General features: G+C 58.2%; 5 protein-coding genes and 1 pseudogene. 2 read left to right on the plus strand and 4 right to left on the minus strand.

The window, feature by feature from the left end; all coding sequences use genetic code 11:
* Both VMU57_RS16125 and VMU57_RS16130 read left to right on the plus strand, forming a co-directional pair.
* Positions 1–454 (plus strand): annotated as a pseudogene (locus tag VMU57_RS16125) (glycosyltransferase family 39 protein); the annotation flags it as partial.
* A 203-nt stretch (positions 455–657) separates the two neighbouring features.
* Complete coding sequence (locus tag VMU57_RS16130) at positions 658–1,632, plus strand: GNAT family N-acetyltransferase (RefSeq protein WP_325385239.1); 975 nt, start codon at positions 658–660, stop codon at positions 1,630–1,632.
* A gap of 1 nt (position 1,633) precedes the next feature.
* Here VMU57_RS16130 and VMU57_RS16135 read toward each other — a convergent pair whose 3' ends face one another.
* From VMU57_RS16135 to VMU57_RS16150, 4 genes are all read right to left on the minus strand, one after another.
* On the minus strand, positions 1,634–2,140 hold the full coding sequence (locus VMU57_RS16135) for a VanZ family protein (protein WP_325385241.1): 507 nt from the start codon (positions 2,138–2,140) through the stop codon (positions 1,634–1,636).
* A 316-nt stretch (positions 2,141–2,456) separates the two neighbouring features.
* A complete protein-coding gene (guaB, locus tag VMU57_RS16140) occupies positions 2,457–3,983 on the minus strand; it encodes an IMP dehydrogenase (protein WP_325385243.1) in 1,527 nt (508 codons plus the stop codon).
* A 116-nt stretch (positions 3,984–4,099) separates the two neighbouring features.
* Positions 4,100–5,014 (minus strand): subclass B3 metallo-beta-lactamase, encoded by a 915-nt coding sequence (bla, locus tag VMU57_RS16145; protein ID WP_325385245.1) that lies wholly within the window; start codon positions 5,012–5,014, stop codon positions 4,100–4,102.
* Positions 5,015–5,072: 58 nt separating this feature from the next.
* Complete coding sequence (locus VMU57_RS16150; protein WP_325385247.1) at positions 5,073–5,906, minus strand: TIGR03435 family protein; 834 nt, start codon at positions 5,904–5,906, stop codon at positions 5,073–5,075.
* Between the last annotated feature and the right edge of the window lie 94 nt (positions 5,907–6,000).

The raw sequence follows: 6,000 nt of genomic DNA on the forward strand, positions 1-6,000 counted from the left end.
TATCGCGGGAGGCTCCGCCCTTGTCGTCGGCGCGGTCGTCTTCCTCATCATCCGTCGCTGGGGAGTGCCGCAGCTCGTGAACGCGACCTTCATCCCCATCGTGGTGGCGCTCGTCTTTCTCCTTGGCTTCCACGGCAAAGACCTCGACCTCAACTACTCCGCCCGGCCTCTGGCTCGCGAGATCCAGCGCCTTGCGCCCAATGAAGGCACCCTGGCCGTCTATCAGGTTCGTCGCGACCTCGACTACGGTCTCGCCTTCTACCGCAACACCCCCACCGTGCACTACACCGAAGAAGACTGCCCAGCCAGCGTTCCGGCCCAGGAGCATATTCTCGTCATTCCCACCAAAGACATGGCCGAGTTGAGCCAATGCTTGGTAGATCGCGTCTATAAACCGCTCTTCCTCTATGACACGCAAGGTCTCGAAGTCTACAAAGTCTATGCACGCCAGTAAGTTACTGGCCTCTGCTTTAAGCGCATCATCTCGATCAGCGCCGCAAAAAGCACGTCATCTCAACCGGAGCGAAGCGACCCCTGTATTTGCCGTTGCCTGTTCTAACCCGTTGAAATCGGTGCGGATCACCGCTAAGCCCTGACCGAAGCACTCCCGCTACTCCCCACTTCCGCGAAATTCCTATAAGCTCGACAAAAGCTTAAATGCCCGTTGCTACCCAACTCGAAATTCTCGACCTGCGTCACTTCTCCGCGCGCCAGCTCCGTCCCTTGCTTGAATCCGAGGCAGAGCTCTGGCAGCAGCGACTCCGCTGGAACTATCGCGGCTCTACCGAGCTGCTGCTGCAATATCTCGATTCCCGCATCCTTCCCGGCTTCGTCGCGCTCGACCGCGGACGCGTCTGCGGCTTCACCTTCTGCGTCTACGAGGGCAACAAGGCGGTTGTCGGGGATGCCTACGCCGTCGCCAACGACCAGCAGCAGGCCCTCCACATCACCCATACCCTGTTGCAAAATCTTCTCGACCTGCTCCTGCACTCGCCCGGCATCCACCGCATCGAGTCACAGCTTCTTCTCTATGACGCGGGTTCTGTCGACCAAAGCTTCCGCGAGGCAGGCTTCTCCCTCTACCCGCGCCTCTTCATGGAGTACAACTTCGAGTCGTCTGCCCCCACTGCGGCCAGCCCTGCGCTCAGCCTTCCCCGGGACGTCGAGATCTGTCGCTGGTCCCCCGACCACTACCAGCTCGCCGCCGAGCTTATCCACGAGGCATATACAGGCCACATCGATGCCCGCATCAACGACCAGTATTGTTCGCTCCACGGCTCGCTCCGTTTTCTGCACAATATCGTGCGCTTTCCCGGTTGCGGCGTCTTTGACGCCACCAATTCGTGGATACTCCGCGACGCCAGCAATGGAGCCATCATCGGCATGGTTCTCTGCTCCCATGTCGCCGACGATGTCGCCCACATCACGCAACTCTGCATCGCCCGAAGCTGGCGCGGCCACCATCTCGGCAAGATGCTGCTTCAACACTGCATGGCCCAGTTGGCCCAATCCCGATTCAAGGCCATCACCCTGACCGTCACCGAAGCTAATTATCAAGCCGTCAGGCTCTACGAAGACCTCGGCTTCTTCACTCGCCACCGCTTCGAGGCCATGGTACTCAGCAAAGCCTGAGTTATCCCACCATGCGGCTCCGGCGCCAGGACAGAAACTTCAGCATCGCTAGATTGAACAGAATTGCGCCCGTGGTATCGAGCAGCACATCATACCGGCTACTCACCCGCCCTGCCAGAAATGCCTGGTGCCACTCATCCATGCTGGCCACAAGAAACGTGCTCAGGACTGCCAGCGCCATCGCCGCTGCGCGCAGACCGCCTCGCGTTCCCTGCCATCCCCGCCGCAGGCTTGCATGCCACCCTCTGCGAAACAGCAGGCCCAGCGTGCCGTACCCGGCAAAGTGTCCTACCTTCCGCAGCACGAGGTTCGCCGTCGCGATGGTCGAGCCATCGGTGTAGCCCCAGACTGATCCGCACAGGTCCAACAGCCACCGTCCCGTATTCCCACCACGCATCAGGGTCGTCGATTCGACTGAGATCATCACCAGCCCAAAGATCGCTGGAAGCCATGCCATCGGCAGCGTAGGCCCGGCCATTCCCACCTTAGAATTCTGTAAATTACTCATCCGATCAGCTCCTGTCTGCGGCCGCAGCCATACTGATTGGACGCGCCAAACCCCGTCACGCTCCACACTTCACTCTTCTCACACATAAGACGAGACTTACCGCTACACGAACAAAGCCCACCAACAGGGAATTGCCTGTTGGCGGGCTTCACGATCGGTACAGATCGGTGTTCAGGAACCTCTGATCAAGTTCTGGTTTTGAAGGGACGCGGCTTCAGCCGCGTCGTAAGTCATTCTTATGCAAAGAGGCTTTAGCCTCTCACGTAACCATTGGGGACTTAAAATCAGACTTTCCTTAAGTCGTGCCTGCCAACCCCTACTCAACGTGATAATTCGGAGCTTCCCGGGTAATGATCACATCGTGCACATGGCTTTCGCGCAGCCCGGCATTGGAGATCCGGATAAACCGCGCATTCGTCTGCAGCTCCGCAATGGTCGAGCATCCCAGATACCCCATGCCCGACCGCAATCCACCCACTAGCTGATAAACCATTGCCTCCAGCGGTCCGCGATGCGGCACCCGGCCTTCAATTCCTTCTGGCACAAACTTGCCTAACCGGTTAGAGGATGACCCCTCACGCGCCGTCAGATCCGGCTTCTCCGTGCTCGCCGCCTCGTCGATGTCTTCCTTACCTTGAAAGTACCGCTCGCCCGAGCCCTGCGACATCGCCGACAGCGAACCCATTCCGCGATACGCCTTGAACGACCGTCCCTGATACAGAATCGTCTCGCCCGGGCTCTCATCGACCCCGGCAAACAGCGACCCGATCATCACCACGCTCGCGCCAGCCGCAATCGCCTTGGCCACGTCGCCCGAATACTTAATGCCGCCATCGGCGATTACCGGAATCCCATGCTGGCTGGCCGCGCGATATGCCTCCGAGATGGCCGTAATCTGCGGCATTCCAGCGCCCGTCACCATGCGCGTCGTGCAGATCGAGCCCGGCCCGATGCCAACCTTGATCGCATCCGCTCCAGCCTTGATCAGCGCCATCGCACCCTCGTAGGTCGCGATATTCCCCGCCATCAGATCGACGTCAGGGAAGTGCTTCTTCACCTCGGCAACTGCTTCGAGAACACGCGAAGAGTGCCCGTGCGCGGAATCGATTGCCAACGCATCCACGCGCGCCTTCACCAGCTCCGCCGCGCGCTCCAGAAAGTCTCCGGTCGCTCCAATCGCGCCCGCTACGCGCAATCTGCCCTGGCTGTCCTTCGACGCATTGGGATACTTCAGCTTCTTTTGAATGTCCTTGACCGTGATCAGGCCCTTCAGCTCAAAGTCGTCGTTGACGACCAGCAGCTTCTCTACGCGGTGCTCATGCAGGATCTGCTCCGCCTGCTCCAGCGTCGTCCCCACCGGTACCGTGATCAGGTTCTTCTTCGTCATCACCGAATCGATGGTCAGATCGGTGCGCGAGACGAACCGCAGGTCGCGATTGGTCAGAATGCCGACCAGTTTCTTATTCTTGGTCACCGGCACACCTGAGATCTTGTACCGCCGCATCACATCCAGCGCTGCCGCAATCGTCTGCTCCGGGGCGATGGTCACCGGATCGACGATCATCCCACTCTCCGACCGCTTGACCTTGTCGATCTCTCCCGCCTGCTGCTCGATGCTGAGGTTGCGGTGGACGACGCCGAGTCCTCCCTGCTGCGCCATGGCAATCGCCAGACGCGACTCGGTCACCGTATCCATCGCCGCCGAGACCAGCGGCGTATTCAGGACGATATTCCTGGTCAGTTGCGTCTGTGTGCTTACCTGGGTCGGGATGATGTCGCTATAGGCCGGAACGAGGAGAACGTCGTCAAAGGTGAGAGCTTCAGGAATCGGGGAAGTGATCATTTTTTATGTGTCCCGGCGGATAAGCCAGTGTGAGAGCAGCGCCTAAAAACCAATGGATTACCCTAGATTGTAGAGTCGCCCACCCGGCAGAGCAAATCTGCGCTACTTTCGGAAGCTCAACGTGCGGCGGCGGCCTGCTGTTTGTGCAATGCCAGCTCGAAAGTTTTCTGAGCATCAGCGACGAAGTCCCTATAGCCGGCAGGATCGATAAAGACACGGGGACCGTCTTGCGGATAGTGCTTTAGTTTGCTGAGCATGTTGAAGTATTCACCGTGGGCTCCGAGAAATACGTCGCAAGGCAAACCTCGCAACACGGCAAAGGTATGCTGGAAATCCTGACCAATACCGGGGTAGCTTACGGGGTGGCCGGGCGTAGCGACGAAGTGGTACTCCGACCAGAAGGATACCCCTCCGACGATGACGATGTTCCGCGTCGTTCCCGCGGGCTCTCCTGGCAGATGAGCGCGCATGGTCCACGTAGTACATCCGCGAGTGTGACCTGCAGTCTTGTGAGCCGTAAGTGTCACACCTCCGAGGCTTACCGTGTCTCCGTCGTGCAACACGCGGTCCACATGCACACGCGGGTAGGTGGGGATATTGGGTGAGGGCGACAGGAAATCCGTCCGCGCACCGGTCTCGGCTACGCTCACGTCGCCATCCATCACCATGTTCTTCGCATGTGTCTCGCGAATCACCTCTGCCGCGCCGCCCATGTGATCGAAATGCGCCTGGCCATTGAGCAGAATCCTGATATCTTTCCAGCGAAAGCCCAGCTTTTCTACACTCGCGCGAATCTGCGGCGGCGAAGAAACGAGGTTTGCATCGATCAGGATATTCCCCTTCGGGGTGACGATGAGGTAGCTGGCAAGGTCCTGGCTTCCCACGTAGTAGAAGTTGTCGGCAATTTGGAATGGAGCGATGGGTGTTGTCCACGAAGGGTTCGTTCCCGCATGGGCGAGTATGGACGTGCAAAACAGGACGAGCAATAAACGGGAAAGAAAAGCACGCATTTCCTTAATATATATAGACATGAAAGGGCTTAAACCGCTGAGATATGCTGTTTTTGCTCTGGAGGAATTGCCCAACTCGCTAATTCGCCGACGGCCTCTCGACATGATCGATCACGTAATACACGACAGGCCCCTTCTGCGCCTCTAGCTTCAGCCCAAGTTGTTGTTTCAAGGCGTCGAAGATTGACGGACGATCCAGCAATCCGTTAGGAAGCTTGTCTTGCGAGACGTTGGGCGGCAATACCGGCGCAAACGACAGGGTGAAATCGTAGCTCTGGGTCAGTCCGGTCCTGTCGATCACCGGGCGCTCATCCTGGTGGAGCACCCGCCCCAGCCACCAGCAGAAGTACTCCATATTGACCCTCTTCCCAACAGTGACGCCATCCTCGTTGTCATTCATCGGAATGCTGAAATCCTGCGGGGTCTCGTCAACCTTCATCTTCGACCCTGATTTATCCACCATCAGCGCATAGACCGGGCCTTCCTTGATCTCTTTGTGGAACTTCAGGTTGAACCGGTCCGCCAGCAGGTTCTGAAACATTACATGCAAATCGTCGACGCTGTAGGGATGGTCCACCTTGGCCTCGATATCATAGCCGTCGCTGGCAAGCCACTCCGGCCCGCCCTTGATCTGGCGCATGGGCACCTTGTACATCAGGCTGATCATCAGCTTTACCGGGATGTTCTGCGCCGAGTACCCGTTGCCTCCCGGCGTCGCTTTGATCCGTCCGTCGCGCACGTTGGGGTCAGATCGCCTGATCGCCGCCACGTCGAACGTCAATCGGCCCGGCTTGTCTGGAGGCTTGTTCTGGGGCTTGTCCTGGGGCCTGTTCTGGCCATAGGCGAAAGAGAGGCTCATCAGGCCAACGATCACAGCCAGAAGATAGGAACTACGTTTGATCCGCTCAGTCATCAAAATCTCATCCTGTCCCGAACACCAACCAACATTATGAAACAGTTCCCTTACAGCGAATGAGGACGATGCCATTGAATTCCCGAAAAACTAG

Origin of the sequence: Edaphobacter sp. (assembly GCF_035532915.1) — a bacterium.
Classification (GTDB): Bacteria; Acidobacteriota; Terriglobia; order Terriglobales; family Acidobacteriaceae; genus Edaphobacter.